The organism is Acidovorax sp. LjRoot117, assembly GCF_964252695.1.
Lineage (GTDB): Bacteria > Pseudomonadota > Gammaproteobacteria > Burkholderiales > Burkholderiaceae_C > Acidovorax.
Window position 1 is genome coordinate 1 of record NZ_CAXUPO020000009.1, and the last position, 17,558, is coordinate 17,558.

The 17,558-nt window shown below is 67.1% G+C and carries 22 protein-coding genes; 5 read left to right on the top strand and 17 right to left on the bottom strand.

Translation table 11 applies throughout. From position 1 onward, the window contains the following. Positions 1-129: 129 nt before the first annotated feature. On the top strand, positions 130-2,646 hold the full coding sequence (locus tag ACSQ3D_RS20035; RefSeq protein WP_396503657.1) for a putative bifunctional diguanylate cyclase/phosphodiesterase: 2,517 nt from the start codon (positions 130-132) through the stop codon (positions 2,644-2,646). Positions 2,647-2,822: 176 nt separating this feature from the next. Next, positions 2,823-4,034 (top strand): FAD-dependent monooxygenase, encoded by a 1,212-nt coding sequence (locus tag ACSQ3D_RS20040; RefSeq protein WP_436128055.1) that lies wholly within the window; start codon positions 2,823-2,825, stop codon positions 4,032-4,034. A gap of 104 nt (positions 4,035-4,138) precedes the next feature. Here the strand turns inward: ACSQ3D_RS20040 and ACSQ3D_RS20045 are convergent, their stop codons facing one another. Together ACSQ3D_RS20045 and ACSQ3D_RS20050 are read right to left on the bottom strand one after the other, a co-directional pair. Next, on the bottom strand, positions 4,139-4,501 hold the full coding sequence (locus tag ACSQ3D_RS20045; protein ID WP_056416876.1) for a MerR family transcriptional regulator: 363 nt from the start codon (positions 4,499-4,501) through the stop codon (positions 4,139-4,141). Next, the gene (locus ACSQ3D_RS20050) at positions 4,488-5,378 is read right to left on the bottom strand and encodes an ornithine carbamoyltransferase (RefSeq protein ID WP_436128056.1); all 891 of its coding nucleotides are present in this window, start codon (positions 5,376-5,378) and stop codon (positions 4,488-4,490) included. Before ACSQ3D_RS20050 ends, ACSQ3D_RS20045 begins: the two co-directional genes overlap by 14 nt. 139 nt (positions 5,379-5,517) lie before the next feature. Between ACSQ3D_RS20050 and ACSQ3D_RS20055 the strand changes: the two genes are divergently transcribed. Next, entirely contained in the window at positions 5,518-6,003 is a 486-nt protein-coding gene (locus tag ACSQ3D_RS20055) for a hypothetical protein (RefSeq protein ID WP_436128057.1), read from the top strand. On the opposite strand, the gene ACSQ3D_RS20060 is transcribed toward ACSQ3D_RS20055, so the two are convergent. Next, complete coding sequence (locus ACSQ3D_RS20060) at positions 5,963-7,231, bottom strand: MFS transporter (protein ID WP_436128058.1); 1,269 nt, start codon at positions 7,229-7,231, stop codon at positions 5,963-5,965. The two genes, ACSQ3D_RS20055 and ACSQ3D_RS20060, sit on opposite strands and share 41 nt — an antisense overlap. Positions 7,232-7,870: 639 nt before the next feature. Here ACSQ3D_RS20060 and ACSQ3D_RS20065 point away from each other — a divergent pair. Then, on the top strand, positions 7,871-8,248 hold the full coding sequence (locus tag ACSQ3D_RS20065) for an MliC family protein (protein WP_056167864.1): 378 nt from the start codon (positions 7,871-7,873) through the stop codon (positions 8,246-8,248). A 232-nt stretch (positions 8,249-8,480) separates the two neighbouring features. Here the strand turns inward: ACSQ3D_RS20065 and kynA are convergent, their stop codons facing one another. From kynA to kynB, 3 genes are all read right to left on the bottom strand, one after another. Next, positions 8,481-9,368, bottom strand: coding sequence for a tryptophan 2,3-dioxygenase (gene kynA, locus ACSQ3D_RS20070; protein ID WP_056167867.1), 888 nt, complete (start codon positions 9,366-9,368; stop codon positions 8,481-8,483). A 144-nt stretch (positions 9,369-9,512) separates the two neighbouring features. Beyond that, positions 9,513-10,823 carry a kynureninase gene (kynU, locus tag ACSQ3D_RS20075; protein ID WP_436128059.1) on the bottom strand — a complete coding sequence of 437 codons (1,311 nt, stop codon included), beginning with the start codon at positions 10,821-10,823 and terminating at the stop codon, positions 9,513-9,515. Positions 10,824-10,914: 91 nt separating this feature from the next. Continuing rightward, positions 10,915-11,574 (bottom strand): arylformamidase, encoded by a 660-nt coding sequence (gene kynB / locus ACSQ3D_RS20080; protein WP_436128060.1) that lies wholly within the window; start codon positions 11,572-11,574, stop codon positions 10,915-10,917. A gap of 246 nt (positions 11,575-11,820) precedes the next feature. Here kynB and ACSQ3D_RS20085 point away from each other — a divergent pair, with 246 nt between their 5' ends. Continuing rightward, positions 11,821-12,111 carry a hypothetical protein gene (locus ACSQ3D_RS20085; RefSeq protein ID WP_436128061.1) on the top strand — a complete coding sequence of 97 codons (291 nt, stop codon included), beginning with the start codon at positions 11,821-11,823 and terminating at the stop codon, positions 12,109-12,111. A gap of 78 nt (positions 12,112-12,189) precedes the next feature. On the opposite strand, the gene ACSQ3D_RS20090 is transcribed toward ACSQ3D_RS20085, so the two are convergent. The 11 genes from ACSQ3D_RS20090 to ACSQ3D_RS20140 form a co-directional block, all read right to left on the bottom strand. Next, positions 12,190-12,516 (bottom strand): hypothetical protein, encoded by a 327-nt coding sequence (locus ACSQ3D_RS20090; RefSeq protein ID WP_436128062.1) that lies wholly within the window; start codon positions 12,514-12,516, stop codon positions 12,190-12,192. Between the two features lie 711 nt (positions 12,517-13,227). Further along, positions 13,228-13,644: a Mor transcription activator family protein gene (locus tag ACSQ3D_RS20095; RefSeq protein WP_436128063.1), complete on the bottom strand. Its 417-nt coding sequence runs from the start codon at positions 13,642-13,644 to the stop codon at positions 13,228-13,230. Positions 13,645-13,650: 6 nt separating this feature from the next. Further along, on the bottom strand, positions 13,651-14,145 hold the full coding sequence (locus ACSQ3D_RS20100) for a regulatory protein GemA (RefSeq protein ID WP_436128064.1): 495 nt from the start codon (positions 14,143-14,145) through the stop codon (positions 13,651-13,653). Positions 14,146-14,465: 320 nt separating this feature from the next. After that, positions 14,466-14,741: a hypothetical protein gene (locus ACSQ3D_RS20105; protein ID WP_436128065.1), complete on the bottom strand. Its 276-nt coding sequence runs from the start codon at positions 14,739-14,741 to the stop codon at positions 14,466-14,468. After that, entirely contained in the window at positions 14,738-15,439 is a 702-nt protein-coding gene (locus ACSQ3D_RS20110) for a DUF2786 domain-containing protein (RefSeq protein WP_436128066.1), read from the bottom strand. Before ACSQ3D_RS20110 ends, ACSQ3D_RS20105 begins: the two co-directional genes overlap by 4 nt. Next, positions 15,436-15,744 (bottom strand): hypothetical protein, encoded by a 309-nt coding sequence (locus tag ACSQ3D_RS20115; RefSeq protein ID WP_436128067.1) that lies wholly within the window; start codon positions 15,742-15,744, stop codon positions 15,436-15,438. The genes ACSQ3D_RS20110 and ACSQ3D_RS20115 overlap by 4 nt, the downstream gene beginning before the upstream one ends. Continuing rightward, positions 15,741-16,184 carry a hypothetical protein gene (locus ACSQ3D_RS20120; RefSeq protein WP_436128068.1) on the bottom strand — a complete coding sequence of 148 codons (444 nt, stop codon included), beginning with the start codon at positions 16,182-16,184 and terminating at the stop codon, positions 15,741-15,743. The genes ACSQ3D_RS20115 and ACSQ3D_RS20120 overlap by 4 nt, the downstream gene beginning before the upstream one ends. Continuing rightward, positions 16,171-16,437, bottom strand: coding sequence for a hypothetical protein (locus ACSQ3D_RS20125; protein WP_436128069.1), 267 nt, complete (start codon positions 16,435-16,437; stop codon positions 16,171-16,173). The genes ACSQ3D_RS20120 and ACSQ3D_RS20125 overlap by 14 nt, the downstream gene beginning before the upstream one ends. An 11-nt stretch (positions 16,438-16,448) precedes the next feature. Then, positions 16,449-16,634, bottom strand: coding sequence for a hypothetical protein (locus ACSQ3D_RS20130; protein ID WP_436128070.1), 186 nt, complete (start codon positions 16,632-16,634; stop codon positions 16,449-16,451). Beyond that, positions 16,631-16,945: a hypothetical protein gene (locus ACSQ3D_RS20135; RefSeq protein WP_436128071.1), complete on the bottom strand. Its 315-nt coding sequence runs from the start codon at positions 16,943-16,945 to the stop codon at positions 16,631-16,633. Before ACSQ3D_RS20135 ends, ACSQ3D_RS20130 begins: the two co-directional genes overlap by 4 nt. Further along, on the bottom strand, positions 16,942-17,556 hold the full coding sequence (locus ACSQ3D_RS20140) for a DUF3164 family protein (RefSeq protein ID WP_436128072.1): 615 nt from the start codon (positions 17,554-17,556) through the stop codon (positions 16,942-16,944). Before ACSQ3D_RS20140 ends, ACSQ3D_RS20135 begins: the two co-directional genes overlap by 4 nt. Positions 17,557-17,558 lie beyond the last annotated feature (2 nt).

A 17,558-nucleotide genomic window follows, 5' to 3' on the forward strand; every position in this document is an offset into this window, starting at 1 on the left:
GGTGCCGGTGGATGTCTTCGCCCGCGAGCACGACCTGGGCGCGGCTGCGGGCACGCAGGCAGCTTCGCCAGCGCCACAGCATCCGCAGCCCGCGCCCGCTGCCGCCTCTTTGCCCAAGGGCCCTGCCGCATGAGCGGGCCGGGCGTCCTGTGGGTGGACAGCGACACGCAGCACGCGGCGCTCGCGCGGCGGCTCATCGCCGTCAACCACCCCGACTGGCGCGTGGTCAACAGCCCGGGGCCAGAGGCCGCCATGGCCCCGCTCGCATCGCAGGCGTGGGACGCGGTGGTGCTGTGCCTCAAGCCTTCGGTGCAGGAGCTGCCCGACGTGCTCGAACTGTGTGCGGGCCGGCCCGTGCTGATGTGCATCGACGTCCAGCAGGAGGCCCTGGCCGCGCGCGCCTTTCGCTGTGGCCTGGGGGACTACGTGCTGCGCGATGCCGACGGCACGGCCCACCTGGGCGAGCTGCTGCACCGGCTGGCCGCGCTCATGAAGACCGCCAGCGTGCAGGGCCAGCAGCCCGTGCGCATGGTGGACGCACGCATCTGGCAGGACGCGCTCGCGCTGCTGCAGGAGCAGCGCTCGGCCCTGCAGGCCACGCTGGGCAGCATGAGCCAGGGCATCTTCAAGACCGGGCCCGACGGGCGCATCACCGTCTACAACCAGCGCGTGCTGGAACTGCTGAACCTGCCCGAATCCCTGATGGCAGCGCGACCCACGATGGCCGAGCTGACCCGCGTGCAGGCCGAGCGCGGCGATTTTGGCGAGGGCTACAGCCTGGTGGACCGGCGCGGGCACGAGTACGTGGCGCGCGGCGCCGTGGCCCCCGCGCCCGAGCTGTACTGGCGCAGCACGCGCGAAGGCCACACGCTGGAGGTGCGCACCACCACCTTGCCCGACGGCAGCCTGGTGCGCACCTTCACCGACGTGAGCGACTACGTGCGGGTGGAGAACGAGCTGCGCGAGAGCGAGATGCGCTTTCGCTCGCTCAGCGACCTGTCTTCCGACTGGTACTGGGAGCACGACGCCGAAGGCCGCTTCGTGCAGCTGGCGGGCGACCTGAGCGTCAACGGCCTGCCGCTGGCAGACGTGCTGGGCCACACCCGCTGGGAGCTGGGTGCGCTCAACATGACCGATGCCGACTGGGCCGCGCACCGCGCGGTGCTGCAGGCGCGCCAGCCGTTTCGCGACCTGGAACTGCACCGCCACCGGCCCGACGGCACGATGCACTGGATCTCGGTCAGCGGCGTGCCCGTGATCGATGCGCAGGGCACGCTGCGCGGCTACCGCGGCGTGGGCCGCGACATCACCGAGCGCAAGGCGGTGGCGAGCCAGATCGAGCGCCTGGCCTTCTACGACGTGCTCACCGGCCTGCCCAACCGCCGCATGCTGGTGGACCGCCTGCAACGCGCCATGGCGGCCGTGGGCCGCTCGGGTGCGCAGGGCGCGCTGCTGTTCATCGACCTCGACAACTTCAAGGACCTGAACGACACCCTGGGCCACGACACCGGCGACCAGCTGCTGCTGCAGGTGGCCCAGCGCCTGACCACCTGCGTGCGCGATGCCGACACGGTCTCGCGTTTTGGCGGCGATGAATTCGTGGTGCTGCTGGAGGGCCTGAGCGCCGACGGCCCCCACGCCAGCGCCGAGGCCGCGCTGGTGGCCAGCCACATCGCCGCCACGCTGGGCACGCCCTACGCGCTGGGCGAGACCAGCCACCACAGCACGCCCAGCATCGGCATCGCGCTGTTCGGCCAGCAGACCGGCAGCGTGGACGAGCTGCTCAAGCACGCCGACCTGGCCATGTACCAGGCCAAGGCCGCGGGGCGCAACACCCAGCGCTTCTTCGACCCCGACATGCAGGCCGCCGTGAGCAACCGCTCCGCCCTGGAGGCCGACCTGCGCCGCGGCCTGCAGGAGCGCGAGCTGGTGCTGTACTACCAGCCCGTGGTGGACGGCAAGGGCCGGCTGATGGGCGCCGAGGCGCTGGTGCGCTGGAAGCACCCGCGCCGCGGGCTCGTGTCGCCGGCCGAGTTCATCCCGCTGGCCGAGCAGACAGGGCTCATCCTGCCCATCGGGCAGTGGGTGCTCGAAGCCGCCTGCGCGCAGCTCGTGGCCTGGTCGCGGCACTCGCTCACGCGGCAGTTCTTCCTGTCGGTGAACGTGAGCGTGCGGCAGTTCCGCCAGCCCGACTTCGTCGAGCAGATGCTGGGCATCCTGCACAAGAGCGGCGCCAACCCCGAGCGCCTGAAGCTCGAGCTCACCGAGAGCCTGCTGCTGACCGACGTGGAGGACGTGATCTCGCGCATGGAGTACCTGCGCCGCTACGGCGTGGGCTTTTCTCTGGACGACTTCGGCACGGGATATTCGTCGCTGTCCTACCTCAAGCGCCTGCCGCTCGATCAGATCAAGATCGACCAGGGCTTCGTGCGCGACCTGCAGACCGACCCCAACGACGCGGCCATCGTGCGCACCATCCTGGCCCTGGCGCACAGCATGGACCTCACGGTGGTGGCCGAAGGCGTGGAGACCACGGGCCAGCTGGAGTTTCTGCAGCGCCACGGCTGCCAGGCCTTCCAGGGCTTTCTGTTCGGCCGCCCCATGCCGGCCGAGGTGCTGGAGCGGGCGCTGCGGCCTGCGCTGTAAGGCCGCGCAGGGCCGCATCTCACCCGCAGGTTTTGGCAGGCAGCCCTGCGCCATGACAAAAAGCGGTGCCCGGGCGCGCGGCACAATCGGCGCATGACACATTGCATGCGCGCTTTCCGTCCCGTGTGGTCGCAGTCCCGTGCGGGGGCTGCGCTTCAGCCTGTGGTGGGGGGGCGATGAAAAAGCAGGTCCTGGTGGCCGGCGGCGGCATCGGCGGGCTGGCGGCTGCGCTGGCCGCATCGCGCGCGGGCTGGGAGGTGCGGCTGTACGAACGTGCGGCCGCGTTCAGCGAGGTCGGCGCGGGCGTGCAGATCGGGCCCAACGTGGTGCGCCGCCTGCAGGCCTGGGGGCTGCAGCAACCGCTGCAGGCCGTGGCGGCCTTTCCCAGCCGCCTGCAGGTGCGCAGCGCCGTCAGCGGCCGCGGCCTGGCCGAGCTGCCGCTGGGCCCGACGGCGGTGCAGCGCTACGGCGCGGCCTACGCCACCATCCACCGCGCCGACCTGCACTGCCTGCTGCTGGCCGCCGTCGAAAAATACACCGACACCCAGCTGCACCTGGCCCACGCCATCGACAGCTTTGCCGACGACGGAACCGCCGTCACCGTGCGCACCAGCCGCGGCAAGGAGGTGGAGGGCGATGCGCTCATCGGCGCCGACGGCCTGTGGAGCCGCACCCGCACGCAACTGCTGGGCCCCGTGCCGCCGCGCGTGACCGGCCACCTGGCCTACCGCGCCCTGGTGCCGCAGCACGCGCTGCCCCAGGCGCTGCGCACCGCCCAGGTCACCGCCTGGCTGGGCCCGCGCCTGCACGCGGTGCAGTACCCCGTGCGCCGGGGCGAACTGCAGAACATCGTCGTCATCGTGCAGGGGCCGGTGCCGCACGACCTGGAGAACTGGGACCACGCCGCCAACGCCGCGGGCCTGGAGCACGCCCTGAAGGGCACCTGCACCGCGCTGCAGGACGTGGTGCGCAGCGTGGCCGCGCCAGGGGCCGCCGGCTGGCGCCTGTGGCCGCTGTGCGACCGCCCGCCGGTGCGCAGCGCGGCCGAGATGGCGCGCGGCCTGGTGGGCCTGCTGGGCGACGCGGCCCACCCCATGCGCCCCTACCTGGCCCAGGGCGCGGGCATGGCCATCGAAGACGCCGCGGAGCTGCAGCGCGCCCTGGCCATGCACGACCTGGAGGTGCCCTTGCGCCTGACGCGCTACGCCCTCAACCGCTGGCAGCGCAACGCGCGCGTGCAGGCGCGCTCCACCCGCAATGGCCGCATCTTCCACGCCACGGGGCCCGTGCGCTGGGGGCGCGATCTGTCGCTGCGCCTGCTGGGCGAGCGGGTGCTCGATGTGCCGTGGCTGTACCGGGGCGACGGGTCGATCGCCAGTTCTCTGTGATGCTATTTATTTGATAGCTGGTGGCGCTTGCCCATAGCGCGGTAGCGGCTGTTTCTATTCGAAATCAGCGGTGTGGGGCTGGGTGTGGCGGGCCGGGTGCGCCTTCAGCGCGGCTCGGCGGCGCGCAGCGGGCAGTCGGTGGCCACGCGCTCGGCCAGGGTCTGCCGCAGGCTCTGCAGTGCGGCGATGCGTGCGTCGATCTCTCCGAGCTTGCTGGCCAGCACCTCGGCCAGGGCGGGTGCTGGGTCTGGCGCGTCCCAGATGGCCGGCAGGCGGTCGCCGATCTCCGCCAGGGTGAAGCCCAACTGCTGCGCGGTGCGGACGTACTGCACCAGCATCACGGCCTCGGGCGGGTAGTCGCGGTAGCCGTTGGCCAGGCGCCGCGCGCGGATCAGGCCCTGCTGCTCGTAAAAGCGCAGCGCCTCGCGGCTCAGGCCCGACGCGGTGGCGAGCTCACCGATCAGCATGGCCGTCGCCCTGGTGGGCCACCCGTTTGGCATCGGCCTCGGCGGCGGCCGCCAGCACCCAGCGCACGATGGCGGTCTGCACGGGCAGCAGCAGCTCCTTTTGCGCGTAGCCCACAAAGCCGGGGTAGGCCGCAGGGTCCACCGTGAGCTCGCGGCCCAGGGTGAAGGGTGGCGTGGGCAGCAGGGCGGGGGAGCCCATCGCGGCCAGGTGGTCCTCGGACAGCGGCGTCAGGTCGGTTTGCGTGGTGGCGTCGGCTTCGGCACTGGCCGGCCAGCTGTCGGTGATCACCACGTCCACCGCCTGCGGCAGCGCGGACGGTTCCACGAACTCGACCTGCGGCAGCACCTCGTGAAAGCGCCGGTCGCACACCTGCACCAGCGCGAACCCCAGCACCTGCGCCAGTTCGTGCCACGAGCGGAACACGTTGGTGCTGGGCCCCCACAGGCACACGCGCGCGTCCTGCAGCGGCTTGATCCGGGTGTCCACGTAGTACGCATCGGTGAGCACCTCGCACGGGTGGCCCTGGGCCGACATCGCGTTGATCACCGGCCGGCGCGACGCCGCCGCAAACGCCGACAGCCGCGGGTGGTCGGACTCGCGCACTACGTACAGCGCATAGAACGGGTCCAGGTACCCAGCCAGGTCCTCGGGCCGCTCTGCGGTCTTGAGCAGCTGGGGCAGCTCGGTGAACGCCAGGCCCAGCTGCCGGAATGCCTCGATGAAGGTCGTGCGCGTGCGGATGCCGTTGCCCTCGAACGACCACGCCACGGTGCCGCCAAGTGCAGGTGTCAGTGCGGGGCCCGGTGCCTCGCCCGCCAGCGCCCAGATGCGGCGGATGTCGTCAGGTTGCAGGTCGGTCAGTTGAAGAAGGTTCATGGGAGTGCCCGCTGCCGGGATGAAAGCGTGTGGAAGAGAAACAAAGAAAGAGCAGCACGCGTCGCAGAAAGTGCTTGACCCTGAAGCGTACTTCAGGCCTGAAGCTCGGCGCTTCCTTCACTTCGATGACCGCGTTGCCATGGCCACCATTCCTGCATTTTCCGAACCGCGCTACCTGCGCATCGTGCGCGCCAGCGGCTGGTACGACCTGCTCGTCACCTGGCCGTTCGCACTGCCCTGGACGTTTGCGTGGCTGTACGCGCAGCTCACCGCACTGGCCCAGGCACTGGCCCTGCCGGGCACGCTGCACCCGCTCGACACCACGCACATGCTGCTGGCCAACCTGCTCGGGTCGGTCGTGGTGGTGTGGTCCATCGCGCGCATCGCAGCGCCGTCGCGGCGGCTCGGGCGGCTCGATGGACTGGCGCGCATGCTGTTCTCTGCGTGGCAGATCCATGCCGTGGCCCACGGGGCCAATGCCATCGTGCTGGGCTTCACCGCATTCGAGCTGCTGTTCGGGGTGTTGCAGTGGTGGCGGGTGCAGGGCACAGGCCCCGCTCAGTGCCCGCGTCGGGCCGCTGGCGTCAGCGCGCAGGGCCGTGCCGAGGCGCAGGCAGCAGCCTGAAGGCCAGCACCCCGGCTGCCAGCATGCTGGCGATGGTGAGCATCACCGCCACGTACGGGTCCGCGCCCCGCGCGGCGGCCAGCGATGCTGCCAGGCCCGTGGCCCATTGCATCAGCGCCACGCCCAGGAACAGCGCCATGGTGAAGACCGCCATGGCGCGCCCGGTCATCGCCGCGGGGTAGGCCGAGCGCACGTCGGCGTACTGCAGCACCATGTAGCCCGACAGCAGCCCCACGGCGATGGAGCCCGCCACGTCCAGCCATTGCGCATGCAGCAGGCCCACGGCGGTGAACAGCGCGGCCAGCAGCAACGAGAAGCCCGTGATCCAGCGCCGCCGCCGCCCCGGCCCGGGGTCGAGCCGCCCGAACAGTGCGGGCGTGAACAGCGACACCAGCGACGACAGCATGGCCACGTTGCCGCTGGCCACCAGCGAGTAGCCGTGCCGCTCGATCAACAGCGGCCCGAGCCACAGCCCGCGCAAGGTCAGGAACGACGCGTACGTCATCAGCGCCAGCAGCATGATGCCGGCCGTGTGCGGCAGCAGGAACAGCGCGCCGAAACCGCGCACCGCGGCACCCACCGATTCACGCGGCTGGGTGCCGTGGCCGGCCGCTGCAGGCTCGTGCACCTTCCAGAAGATGAGCAGCCAGGCCAGCGCCGCCAACACCGCCAGCACGGCAAACCCCATGCGCCAGGACGACTGCTGCACCAGCCACGCCAGCGGCGTGCCCGTGAACAGCATCCCGAGCCCGCCCACGCCCATGGCCACGCCCGACACCATCGCAAACCGGCTGGCCGCGAAGTAGCGCGCAATGAACACCGTGCAGACCAGGAAGGCCGGCGCGCAGCCCACGCCGATCAGCACCTGGCCCAGCAGCACCACGCCGTAGCCGGGCGCCAGGGCCGACAGCAGCGACCCGGCGATGGCCAGCGGAAACGCCACCAGCAGCGTGCGCCGCACGCCATACAGATCGATCCCCACGCCCATGAACAGCTGCATGGTGCCGAAGGCGAACGCAAAGGCACCGGCAAACACCCCCAGCGCCTGGGCCGACAGGCCGAACTCCGCCCGCAGCCCGGTGGCCATGATGGCCGTGATGGTGCGAAACGCCTGGCTCAGCGCAAAGCCGGACACCAGCGCCAGCAGCATGGCCCAGGCGGCGCGGGCAGGCAGCAGGGCAGGGGGGGCGTCTGGCAAAGGCGTTGAAGGGGATGGGGGCGCAGGCAAGGGCGTGGTCTCCAGAAAGAGGCGGCGCTCGGAAATCACGGCCGGGCCGGCGAGCGTACCTGCTGATCGGCATGTCTGCTGTCGCCGGCTGTGCGCAGCTGGTGTGCGGCCCGGTGTGGCAGGTGGCCGTAGCAGCGCCCGATCCGCCCCGGCCTAGGGTATGTCCTGATCCCCTTCATGGGGTGCTGCCCGCACCGCTGCGGGGCTGCTTTCTTTTCAACAGTTGCATGCAATCCACCAGTTCAAAAGCCATTGAGATGGCTGGTGATCTCAATGGAGCCATGCCCGGGGGCTTTTGGTGCCGTCACAGGCACGCCACAGGCGCGGGGCAGACTTTAGAGGAGCCTCTCGATGTGGGGATCACCCCAATGACGGGCGGAAAGCCCTGGGGCACTCTTGTGGACATGCCTCTGCGGGGCTCCGAAGGATCTGGAATCCAGTGGCTTCGGTCTCGTGCCAGCAGGCCGGGAGGACCCATCCGGCGTGGTACCGCCTACACGGGGTACCGGCAGGCAGGAGTGGCAAGGTTTGTGCTTGGGTGGTAGCCGGGGCCGCGAGTCCGCAGGCCCCAAGGTGTGGATGTTGGATGGTTGTTGTCGGGTGTGCCGCCAAGGTGCACCGCGACGTCAGGAGTGACCGATGAAGAAGATGGTTGTGCTGGGTTCGGGTGCGCTGGTGACTCTCATGCTGACGGGTTGCGCCAGCCAACCGCCTGCGCTGCAGGCTTTCTCCGAGCCCACGGACCGTGGCAGCATGCAGTTTGCATGCGGCAACGGCGAGAAGGTGGAAATGCAGTTCTTCCCCGATCAGGACATGGGCGTGCTGCTGCGCAGCGGCTGGACCGTGGACCTGCCCAAGCAGGCGGCTGAAACCGGCTACGCCTACAGCAACGGCCCGACCACCGTGCTGGGCAAGGGCAACGAGCTGACCATCCAGATCGGTCACCTGGCACCGATCTGGTGCCGCAGCAACCGCCCCATGATGGTGGCGGGCGGCACGCAAGGCAGCGTGCGCTGATTGCGCCTTTCTTTCATCGCCTGTGCGGCGGTGAAATGGCTGCGCAGGCCGTCCCGGGCCCCGCGCCCTGCGGTCATCCCTGCCTGAGCCTGAGCACCTGGAGAGTGCCGTGCGGCGCTCTCATCCGCAGTGTGTGCGGGCTCTGACCGTGCAGACAGCAGTAGCGCAGTAGCGGCGATTGGAAGGCCTGTTCACCGTGCAGTGAGCAGCCTCCTTGTTCGCGTGGGCCGCGTCACAGGTCCGTGCGCAGCTTCCATATCTCCGGGAACAGCACCACGTCCAGCATCTTGCGCAGGTAGCTCACGCCGCCGGTGCCGCCCGTGCCGCGCTTGAAGCCGATCACGCGCTCCACGGTGGTCACGTGCCGAAAGCGCCACAGGCGGAATGCGTCTTCCAGGTCGGTGAGCTCCTCGCCCAGCTGGTAGAGGTCCCAGTGCTCCTTGGGGTTGCGGTACACCACCAGCCAGGCCTGCTCCACGCCGTCGCTTTCTGCGTAGGGCTGCGTCCAGTCGCGCTCCAGGTGGCTGGCGGGCACGGGGATGCCGCGGCGCGCCAGCAGGCGCAGGGCTTCGTCGTACAGCGACGGCGCCTCGTACGCGGCCTGCACTTGGGCCAGCAGGTCGGCGCGGTGCTCGTGGGGCTTGAGCATGGCGCGGTTCTTGTTGCCCAGGGCGAACTCGATGCTGCGGTACTGATAACTCTGGAACCCGCTGGACTGGCCCAGGTACGGGCGCATGGCGGTGTACTCGGGCGGCGTCATGGTGGCCAGCACGTCCCAGGCGTGCACCAGCTGCTCCATGATCTTGGAGACGCGCGCCAGCATCTTGAACGCCATCTGCAGCTCGTCGTTGGCGATGTGCGCAATGGCCGCGCGCAGCTCGTGCAGCATGAGCTTCATCCACAGCTCGCTGGTCTGGTGCTGCACGATGAACAGCATCTCGTCGTGTGCGGGCGACAGCGGCTTTTGCGCGGTGAGGATGGCGTCGAGCTGCAGGTAGTCGCCGTAGCTCATCGACTGGCTGAAGTCGAGCTGGGCGCGTTCCTCGTGCACGATGGACTCGGGCAGGGCGGCGGCCGGTGCGTCGCTGGCGGGGACGGTGGTCTGGGAAAAAGGGCACATGGTGGGTCTCCTGCGTTCGCGTGGCGTCGTGCGTATTCGCGGTCGATCATTCAAGACCGTTCGGGCTGAGCTTGTCGAAGCCTTGCGCGGCACATCGACAAGCCCGGTGTGAACGGTTGAGGTGTTTTGGGATGCCGACAGGCCTCAGGTCACCGCGTGCGTCTGGTTGAACTCGGGCTTCTGCCAATCGCCACTCTCCAGCACCTGGCGCAGGTGCTCCACCGCATTCCACACGTCTTCAAACCCCAGGTACAGCGGCGTGAAGCCAAAGCGCAGGATGTCCTTGTGCGGGCCCGTGCCGCCGTCCCCTTTGCGGAAGTCGCCGATCACGCCGCGGGCGATCAGCGCCTGCACGATGGCGTAGGCGCCGCTGCCCTGGCCGTTGACGCCCGCGCCTTCGTCGCGCGTCAGGCAGACCTGCGAGCCGCGCTGTGCGTGGTCGCGCGGCGTGGCCAGTCCCAGGCCGTGGCCTGCGCAGCGCTCCTCCACCAGGCGGATGAACAGGTCGGTGAGCGCGAGCGACTTGGTGCGCAGCGCGGCCATGCCGCCCAGTGCCTGCGCGGCGGTGAACACGTCCAGCCCGCACTGCAGGGCCGACAGGCTGATGATGGGCTGCGTGCCGCACAGGTAGCGCGTGATGCCGGGTGCAGGCTGGTAGTCAGGGGTGAACTGGAACGGCGCCGCGTGGCCCCACCAGCCCGACAGCGGCTGCCAGAAGCGGTCGGCGTGGCGCGGGTGTACCCACACAAAGGCCGGCGCGCCGGGGCCGCCGTTGAGGTACTTGTAGCCGCAGCCGACGGAAAAATCTGCACCCGCGCCGTTCAGATCGACGGGCACCGCACCCGCGCTGTGCGCCAGGTCCCACACGCACAGGATGCCCTGGGCATGCGCGGCGGCCGTGATGGCGGCCATGTCGTGCATGGCGCCGGTGCGGTAGTTCACATGGGTGAGCATCAGCACGGCCACGTCGGGGGTCAGCGCGGCGGCGATGTCTTCGGGCTCCACCAGCACCAGCTCCAGCCCGCGCTCCTTGCACAGGCCTTCGGCGATGTACAGGTCGGTGGGGAAGTTGCTGCGCTCGCTCACGATGCGCTTGCGCGCGGGGTTGTCCTCGCGGGCGATGTTCAGCGCCGCGCTCAACACCTTGTACAGGTTGATCGAGGTGCTGTCGGTGCAGACCACTTCGTCCGGGCCCGCACCGATCAGCGGGGCCAGCTGGTTGCCCAGGCGCTGGGGCAGGTCGAACCAGCTCGCGGTGTTCCAGGATTTGATGAGGTCCGTGCCCCACTCGCGCGTCACCACATCGGCCACGCGCGCCGCGGCAGCCTTGGGCGCCACGCCCAGCGAGTTGCCGTCCAGGTAGATCACGCCCGGGGGCAGCGCGAAGTGCTCGCGCAGCGGGGCGATGGGGTCTTGCGCGTCAAGTGCGCGGCAGTCTTGTGCGGTGATGGTCATGGCAGATAGGTGGTTGTTTGCTTCTGTTTTGATAGCTGCTGGCGCTTTATCAGCAAGCGGTAGCGGCCCAAAAGCTTTAAAAAATGAGTGATCAGGCCAACGCACGCAGCACGGCGCGCACGGGTGAGGCGTCGGCGGTGGTGAGCTTGAGCGGCAGGGCGATCAGCTCGTAGTCGCCTTCAGGCACATCGTCGAGCACCAGGTTCTCCAGCACGCGGAGACCGCGGCGGCGGATGACCTGGTGGCTGTCCAAAGTCTTGCTATCGGCCGGGTCGATGCTGGCGGTGTCGATGCCCACCAGCAGCACGCCGAGGTCCGCCAGGCGCTCGATGGTGTCGGGGGCATAGGCCGCCAGTGCGCCGTCCCAACGGTCCTGGGGCATGTGCTGGTAAGTGCGCACCAGCACGCGCTGCGGCAGCGTGGCGTCTACCGCGTGGGCGATGTGCTCCCAGGTAATGAGCGGCCCGCGCGCGATCGCGTGGATCACGCGGCAGGGGCCCAGAAAGGCGTCGAGCGATATGTCACCGATGCTGGCGCCGTGCTCGTCGTAGTGCAGCGGCGCATCGGCATGCGCGCCCACATGGGGCGACAGCGTGATGGCGCTCACGTTGACAGGGCAGCCGGGCCCGATGGTGGCGCACCACTGCTGGCTGTACGCCGTGTCGCCCGGGAACACGGGGCTGCCCGCATGCACGGGCGGCGAGATGTCCCAGAGCCTGCGGGCGGTGGGGGAAGAGGGGCTGGTTGGCATGGGACAAAGTTTGCATGTCCCGGAAAACCCGTGGTGTCGGTTATTTCCAACAGCGCCGCGGTTTTTTGTTGAGGCTTCAACGATCTGCGAAATGGCAGAAGCCACCCTGATGTTTCTGCGGATGCTGCTGCTCAGACGGGCCAGGTCCAGGGGACTGCCTGGGTGACAACTGCTTGCAACAGGCGACCCGCGAGAGGGCTATCCTTTGCCGCATCTCCACGAGACGCGCTGCGCGCTTTGGATGCCATGCTTGTACGAACACTGCTTTTTTCGGTTGCGCTGCTTGCCGGTTGCAGCACCACCACTGAAACCGTCCACGTTCAGATCCTGCCCACAGAGTACAGAGCGGGGGATGTGGCATCGGCTCTGGTCACGCCTGTCGTGGATGAGGTGGTCCGCCTGCGGCCTGACAAGGTCCACCTTTCGATGTGCCGGTCAACGCCCAACGCGAAGGTGCTCCAATTCAACACCGAGCTGCAAGCGCGCAGCGGGGCGAAGGTGACAGCGGGTTTCTACGACGCGTGCCCTGAAAGCTGATTGCGGGCTTTTTGCAGAACGCTCAACGTCCCAGTCTGCGTCGCCGGGGCATCTGAACAGTGCCTCGCGACCTGACTATCAGTGTTCATGCGCTGTGGGTGCCGCATCTTGGGTGGTGCGCTGTCGCAACTCGACCAAGCTCGGTGGGTCTGCGGAAAACCACAACCACTGGGTGTCGGTGCCGCCCTTGCGCAAGATGAATTGCATGACTGTGAGCACGGCGATGGTGGTGATCACCAGGGCAATGGACACCGTTGCGGCGCCTATCGCGCAGTAGAGCAAGACGGTATGCAGCGGAACCTGCGGTGCGATGTGAGAGCCCGCCAATCCTGCCAGCGCTGACAAAAGCATGGTGGCGATAAACGCCTTCGCGGCGACTGGTTTGCTCAACTTGCAGCGAAACATGGCCATCTCCTGAAGAGTGTTCCGTGCAGTGTAGGGCTCAGAGCCGGTTCTTCACTGAAGGCCAGCCAAAGGACCGCATCACGTCCCGCCACGATCCAGGCGCTTTGTGCTCGCACGCCTGTGATGCGTCACTCTTGTCAATTGATCCATTCCTCTTCTCGCACGTGCGTACGTGCTTGCTGCGACGTGCCGAAGTGACGACCGGATTGCCGCTACGGCGTGCCATTGCCCATGGTCGTTGCGTGTGCGCCGGTATGGCTTTGGCACGCGGTAGTGGGGAGGTGATCGAATTGGCACGGTCGGAGCCTGTGGATAAATTTGGGCCTCGCTAATGCTGGCGTGGGTTTGCGGGCGATTTTGGGCATTTTGGCGTTGCCGGGGGCTTTGGCACGGAATGGGCGATTCATAGGTCCAGAACGGCCGAAATGGGTGCATTGCGGGCGATGGTGGGCCTGGGGTGGCAAGAAGCGGTACTGGGGCCTGGTGGCCCCGTTTTCATTGGAGAAGCGTGGTTTTGAGCGCCACCGCAGACGCCCCTTCCCACACAAGCAACGGGGGGGAAAAGGTCGGACGTTGTGAGGTCAGACGCTAGGGTGATCGTCTGACCTCAAAAATTCAATGAAATCAATCGTTTACGGGAGCGCCCGAGAACTTGTCCACAGCGTCCAACCTTTGCGAGGTCGGACGTCTTTGAACCCACTCACACTCTCTTTAAAACAGCACAGCCTGTCGCCGATCCACAGGCGCCGTCGCTCCCATGGCCGCCACGATCCGCACGATCTGGCTCTCGGTCAGGTGGTACTCGCAGGCCAGTTCACGGGCCGTCTTGTGGGTGCGGTAGGCCTCAGCGATGCGGGCGTTCCGCACCTGAATCAGCGCCCGCTCGGCCTTGGGCAACTGGAAATGGGACTCGCCGCCATAGGCCTCGGCAAGCTTTAAAAGGTTGTCCAGACCCATGACGTGCGCGAATGGATGATCGGGCGTCACACGGTCCGGCGTGGGAATGTAGATGCGCAGACCGCCCGTGTGCCTCACCAACGCCATGGTGGCATCCAAACCGACCAGGCGCACGAAATCCTGCAGCAGTGGCGGCAGGAGTTCCAGGGGGACGGCAGGGCTGTGTGGCATACGCAGCTACTGGGGGGTACCTCGGTGCTGCGTAGAAGCTCCCTGGGCGAGCTTGGCGCGATCCAGCATGGCCTTGAGGGCTTCGATGACCTTGGATGCATCCTGCGTGGGAACGAACTTCACATCGGAATAACCGCTGCCAGTCGTGCGGCCGATGAAGGAGAGCAGCGCAGCAGCGCTGGGGTCGCGCAGGCCCTTGTGCTCGCCAATCTTCTTCCACAGCCACTTGATCTTCGCGGCCTGGTCGAATGGCTGAAACTTCGCGGCTTTGGGCACGTAGCCAAGCGTTGCCATGTGGTCGAGCACCTTGCGGCGGCCTGCAGCGTCCAGCTCTGCGGAGCTGCCCTTGCCAGTGAGGTTGCGCAGGTGAAACCGGTAGTCGCCGTCACTCCACTGCAGAGCCGCGCGCCCTTGGTGAATGTGGCCCAGCTCGCGCTTGCGCTCGGTTTCGGAGTTGCCCGCGTTGCTGTGGGCGGTGAACTTGCGTGTGGTGGTTGCCATGTGTTTAGACGAGGGATGTGAACAGCCCGAGCTGCGGTTCTGCATCGCGGTGCTGGAGGTGGCAGTCGGGACAGAGGTGCCGGTTCTTGCTGACTTCGCAGGCATGGGCATCGCACAAGGCACGGTCGCATGTGCCACTGCGGTGGGCGGGATGAGGGCCGTCGCACAGGTACCTGCTGAAAGCCATACACACCTGTTCACAGCCCTCCACCAACATGCGAGCACTGCACGGTGCTGGCAGCTTGGAGCCCTTCAGATGAACGGTGCCGGTCTTGAAACGGTAGAAAGGCATCAGGTGGGCTCCTGAACAGTCACCGGCTTCACTTGAGCAACCGGGGCTGCGCTGCTGAAACAGGCGCAGCTTCGCCCTGGGGCACGCGCACCTGGTTCGCTCGGACCAGTTTGAACTCGACGCTCGCAGAATCGCCTACGGTATAGGTGTCCTGTCCGTCGCTGCGGAAGTAGTCCCACCGGGCTTCCACCGCATGCTGCATCAGCTCGGCCACCTTCATGGCCTTGCTGGCCTCCATGAGAAAGCTGCCGTGACCGATAGTGATGAATGCCATCTGCTGGACGGGCTTGGCGGCTCGGCTCATTGCAGCAACTCCCGTGCGGGCATGCCGTCCACTCCACGGTGCAACTGAGCGTTCTTACCGGAACGACGCCCAGCCGCGAAGTGCCCCACATCGGTTTTGCGCGCCTTGGCGGTGTCGCGCACTTTGCTATCCACCAGTTCACCGTGCTCCTGCTCGATGTACGTGATCAGTAGGGCTCTTTCGGCCTTGGGCTGGGCGAACCGTTCTACAAGCTGCGAGGCGGCAGACACCCAGCCCAAAGCGAATAGATCGCCGCGCGCCGTCTTGGTGATGGGCTTGCAGTTTCTGGGCTGTTTGGCGATGTGGGCGAGCCGGGCCTTGGCGCACTGACGCAACAGCACATCGCAGGCATAGCCCGCGACTGTGGGAGCGGCCTGCATGCCCACGAACACCCAGTGACGCGAGCGCACGTAGTTGCCCGCGTCGTTGAAGCTGCCCTCCACAAGACCGAAAGACTCGCAGCCGAAAGCGTCGGCGATCAGGTTGACCAGGCGCAACTCCCAGGAGTTGGCGGCGGTACTGCATGCCTTCACGTGCACCTCGGCAACGTCGGCCAGTGACACGTCCTCGTCCCGCAGCCCGTGTTCGCGCATCAGGTGCTGAGCTTGGCGCAGCGCTACAGCGGCCTCGTGTTCGTTGGCGCTGCGGCTGAGCGCAAGACACTTCTTGATTTTTTTCAGTGCTTCGTCGCGGGTCATGACGCCGCCTTTTCTGTCTCTGCCTGCCGTGCCATGGCCTGCCGCGCCAAGGCCAGCTTTTCGGGATAGCGGTCGCCATACGCTGCGCGCACACTCCGATAGTTTCTGACGGCTTCGCCCATGGACCAGCCGCTGGAGAGGCGGCCACCAGCAACGGGATCAGAAACCGTCCAGACGTCATCTTTCAGACCCCAGCGGCCTACGGGCAGCGCCCGATGCACGACCGCTCCACATCTCAACTGCCAACCAGTGATCAGCGTTGCAGTCCCCACGCGCACCGATGCGCGGAACGTGGCTTTTTTCATGACCTCGCTCCTGCCCGCTCGCGTTCCAGAGCGCGGCCTTCCTCTTCACCGGCCACGTATATGCGCTCCAGCGCCATATAGGTGACCGGAGCCGTTGTGTGCAGAACATGGCTACCCATCGTGAGGCCGACGTAGTCACGGTCGAGGTGGCGCTCAACGACGGCGCGAGCACGTTTTTCGCGAGCGCCTTCCGTTTCGGCGGCTTCGCCTCGCAGCGCGGGACGCACCAACCAGTTCCAGATGCCTAGCACCGAGGTGACGGTGAAGCCAATCTGCTGGGCCACAAAGTACCAGTGGTCGTTGTGGGCGCCGAAGATCAGCCAACCCACGTTGCTGACGAACCAGGCCACGAAGGCCAGGCCCGCATAGCGACTCTTGGTGGCGACCAGGAATGAACCGAGCAGACCCAGGGCGGCAGAGAGCATCTCAATGTTCTGCATGGCGCCACTCCTTCCAACCGTCCTGCTTCGTCCAGGTCATCAATGGCTCGTTGAGCGCGTCGTCGCGCACAACCCGGAACTTCACGTCGCTAGTTGCGTGGAAGCCGATATCGCGAGCACCGTCCATCACGCTCGCGCAGGCCGCGTCATCGGCCACATCGAAGCGTGCAACATCCTTCCAAGCGCCTGCCGTGTTGGCCTGCAGCTTGGCGGGCTTCACGGGTTGGGGCGTGTTCTTTGCTGGTTGGGCCATGACCCTCTCCTTTAAATGTCCGTGGGGCCGATCTGGATGCGCTGATCGGCAGGAGCGCTGGTGGTGGCTGCTGCCGCGGCGCGTGCAATCAAGCCAGCCGCTTCAAGCGTGGGGCGGCAGCCGTCGCACGTCAGCTCGTGCCAGGCCACTTCGGTAACCTGGCAGCAGACGCACACCACTTTCGGGTTGGTGGTCATCGTGCGATGCCCTCCCAGCCAAAAGCTGGCGATGCTTCTTCGTCGGCCAGGTCCCCGTGAAGCCAGTCATGCGCCGTGAGCGCGCAGTCGAGCGTGTTCTGGCTGAAGTCGCCTTCGTCGGTCAATTCGCCGAAGGTGTCGTGCACTTCGTCCAGCGACATGCTTTCCTGCAGCACCCTGATCTGGGCGTCTATGGCCGCACGGTTGTCCTCACCGAAGTAGGAGTGAGTCGGCACTCGGGGATGCACTTCATTCAGGCGGGCGATCTCCAGCGCGACCTGCTCGGGCGTGGGTTTGACGCGCTGCTTCATATCGCCGCCATGTCCAGGTTGATGGCCTGGTAAGCACCATTGGCATCGCGCTCGTAGAAGCGGATGTAAGGCTTGCTGCCCGCGACTTGGATGCTGTCGCCGATGGCGGCCATGGCGCGCTGCCACTTCTCGTCCTCGATCTTGGCGCGGCGCAGCCCCAGCACGCGTCCTGTGCTGATCTTCCCGGCCTGGTCGACCTGGAAGGCATCGTTCACCAGCAGCTTGATGTTGACGTTGCTGCCCTTGCTCCAGCCGTGGATGCATTCGTCGATCAGCGCCTTGGCCGCCATCAAGCGCTCGTCGAACACCAGGCTCTCCTGCATCTGCCGGACTACCTTGAAGCGACCGTCAAACGAGATCAGGGTGACATTGCCCTTCTTGCCGCCGTGCTTCACTTCGTACTCCGCCAGGCTGCGGTTGATGAAGTCGGTGACCTCGGCCATGGCGGCGGCCTTGAACTGCGCCAGCTCTGCATGCTGCTTGATCGCGGCGTTACACAGGTCCGACACGGTGCGGTGGCGGTCCTTGTCGATGACCTTGATCTTCGAGACGGGAATCAGGGCGCCGTTGGCATCTTCCCAGTAGCCGTTGGGGATGGTCTTTTCTGTCATGG

What these genes read in the sequence shown, in the direction of transcription:
- ACSQ3D_RS20045 (WP_056416876.1), bottom strand. Translation starts at nt 4,501, where the DNA reads ATGCTGATCGGTGAGCTCGCCACCGCGTCGGGCCTGAGCCGCGAGGCG.
- ACSQ3D_RS20110 (WP_436128066.1), bottom strand. Translation starts at nt 15,439, where the DNA reads ATGACCCGCGACGAAGCACTGAAAAAAATCAAGAAGTGTCTTGCGCTC.
- ACSQ3D_RS20100 (WP_436128064.1), bottom strand. Translation starts at nt 14,145, where the DNA reads ATGGCAACCACCACACGCAAGTTCACCGCCCACAGCAACGCGGGCAAC.
- ACSQ3D_RS20035 (WP_396503657.1), top strand. Translation starts at nt 130, where the DNA reads ATGAGCGGGCCGGGCGTCCTGTGGGTGGACAGCGACACGCAGCACGCG.
- kynU (WP_436128059.1), bottom strand. Translation starts at nt 10,823, where the DNA reads ATGACCATCACCGCACAAGACTGCCGCGCACTTGACGCGCAAGACCCC.
- kynA (WP_056167867.1), bottom strand. Translation starts at nt 9,368, where the DNA reads ATGTGCCCTTTTTCCCAGACCACCGTCCCCGCCAGCGACGCACCGGCC.
- ACSQ3D_RS20095 (WP_436128063.1), bottom strand. Translation starts at nt 13,644, where the DNA reads ATGCCACACAGCCCTGCCGTCCCCCTGGAACTCCTGCCGCCACTGCTG.
- ACSQ3D_RS20125 (WP_436128069.1), bottom strand. Translation starts at nt 16,437, where the DNA reads ATGGCCCAACCAGCAAAGAACACGCCCCAACCCGTGAAGCCCGCCAAG.
- ACSQ3D_RS20130 (WP_436128070.1), bottom strand. Translation starts at nt 16,634, where the DNA reads ATGACCACCAACCCGAAAGTGGTGTGCGTCTGCTGCCAGGTTACCGAA.
- ACSQ3D_RS20135 (WP_436128071.1), bottom strand. Translation starts at nt 16,945, where the DNA reads ATGAAGCAGCGCGTCAAACCCACGCCCGAGCAGGTCGCGCTGGAGATC.
- ACSQ3D_RS20065 (WP_056167864.1), top strand. Translation starts at nt 7,871, where the DNA reads ATGAAGAAGATGGTTGTGCTGGGTTCGGGTGCGCTGGTGACTCTCATG.
- kynB (WP_436128060.1), bottom strand. Translation starts at nt 11,574, where the DNA reads ATGCCAACCAGCCCCTCTTCCCCCACCGCCCGCAGGCTCTGGGACATC.
- ACSQ3D_RS20105 (WP_436128065.1), bottom strand. Translation starts at nt 14,741, where the DNA reads ATGAGCCGAGCCGCCAAGCCCGTCCAGCAGATGGCATTCATCACTATC.
- ACSQ3D_RS20055 (WP_436128057.1), top strand. Translation starts at nt 5,518, where the DNA reads ATGGCCACCATTCCTGCATTTTCCGAACCGCGCTACCTGCGCATCGTG.
- ACSQ3D_RS20090 (WP_436128062.1), bottom strand. Translation starts at nt 12,516, where the DNA reads ATGTTTCGCTGCAAGTTGAGCAAACCAGTCGCCGCGAAGGCGTTTATC.
- ACSQ3D_RS20085 (WP_436128061.1), top strand. Translation starts at nt 11,821, where the DNA reads ATGCTTGTACGAACACTGCTTTTTTCGGTTGCGCTGCTTGCCGGTTGC.
- ACSQ3D_RS20115 (WP_436128067.1), bottom strand. Translation starts at nt 15,744, where the DNA reads ATGAAAAAAGCCACGTTCCGCGCATCGGTGCGCGTGGGGACTGCAACG.
- ACSQ3D_RS20040 (WP_436128055.1), top strand. Translation starts at nt 2,823, where the DNA reads ATGAAAAAGCAGGTCCTGGTGGCCGGCGGCGGCATCGGCGGGCTGGCG.
- ACSQ3D_RS20120 (WP_436128068.1), bottom strand. Translation starts at nt 16,184, where the DNA reads ATGCAGAACATTGAGATGCTCTCTGCCGCCCTGGGTCTGCTCGGTTCA.
- ACSQ3D_RS20140 (WP_436128072.1), bottom strand. Translation starts at nt 17,556, where the DNA reads ATGACAGAAAAGACCATCCCCAACGGCTACTGGGAAGATGCCAACGGC.
- ACSQ3D_RS20050 (WP_436128056.1), bottom strand. Translation starts at nt 5,378, where the DNA reads ATGAACCTTCTTCAACTGACCGACCTGCAACCTGACGACATCCGCCGC.